This window comes from Bulleidia sp. HCP3S3_C9, from assembly GCF_052064035.1.
In the GTDB taxonomy this organism is placed as follows: domain Bacteria; phylum Bacillota_I; class Bacilli_A; order Erysipelotrichales; family Erysipelotrichaceae; genus Bulleidia.
On sequence record NZ_JBQHWJ010000118.1, the window covers coordinates 1 to 1,002 of the forward strand.

At 32.8% G+C, this 1,002-nt stretch carries 1 protein-coding gene and 1 tRNA gene; one reads left to right on the plus strand and one right to left on the minus strand.

The genetic code is table 11. From position 1 onward, the window contains the following. Positions 1-188: 188 nt before the first annotated feature. Positions 189-264 (plus strand) — tRNA-Gln (locus ACTND6_RS11025). A gap of 175 nt (positions 265-439) precedes the next feature. Here ACTND6_RS11025 and ACTND6_RS11030 read toward each other — a convergent pair. Next, complete coding sequence (locus ACTND6_RS11030; RefSeq protein ID WP_178175361.1) at positions 440-742, minus strand: hypothetical protein; 303 nt, start codon at positions 740-742, stop codon at positions 440-442. Positions 743-1,002: the final 260 nt, after the last annotated feature.

The following is a 1,002-nucleotide window of genomic DNA, read 5'->3' on the forward strand; positions in this document are numbered from 1 at the left end:
TCCAGCTGAGAAAAATAAAACATTCTGAAAGAGTAAAATCAACTGGAAGTTGGTGAAATAGTAAATTCTATTCTGTGTATACGAAAGTGGAATTTAACTTTTCAGTTCAGCTTGTTCTATTTTTTTAGATTTTTTTAAAATAATGCTTGCATTTCTTTTATGTTGCTGGTAATATAGTAATTGCTTGTTGGGATATAGCCAAGCGGTAAGGCAACTGGCTCTGAACCAGTCATTTCGGGAGTTCGAATCTCTCTATCCCAGCCATATTAAGACCGACTGAAAAGTTGGTCTTTTTTGTATTTAGATGAATTATATATCATGATAATAAAACAAAGTGGTATCCTGCTATGGTAAAAGGAGTCCCACTTTTTTGTATAACAAATACAAATATCAGAAACATCTGATTAGATTTATTTTTTACTCTATCAATTGTCATTGCTTATCTGAAAGCTTCTGCCTGTGAAATACCAAACACCATACATCCATCTTTGAACTCCTGCACAAAATCCTTTGGATTTGCTCCACAAATACGTGTACAGGTTTCTTTGATCCAAGTATTCTGCTGTTTATACCGCTTACTTTTATCATTTGCCATATTACTTAATACAAACAGCAGCAATAAACAACATCGTCCAAAGATGAAATCAGATTTGCGATAGAATGTTGCAGAACTCCAAGTGTAAAAAGCATTCCGCTGACAAAGAACAATACAGAGCTTAATACCTCTTTTTCTTGTTGTCATTTCTTTTTTGATGAGTAACGTTTGTATATGAATTTGTTTGAAGACTTTATTTTTCTAATCACTGCTTCATACTTGTCCGTCATTTTCTACAAAGATTATGATCTCGTATCATCGTTAATATTCATGTAAACTGTTGCTCAAATTTATTGTTACATAATTGACCATCTGATTCATTGACAAGCAAAAATAGGAAAAGCAGCATTCAAAGCATTCGTAATCTGTCTGCGGGTCATTGGATGAGATTTAAAAATATATTTGGC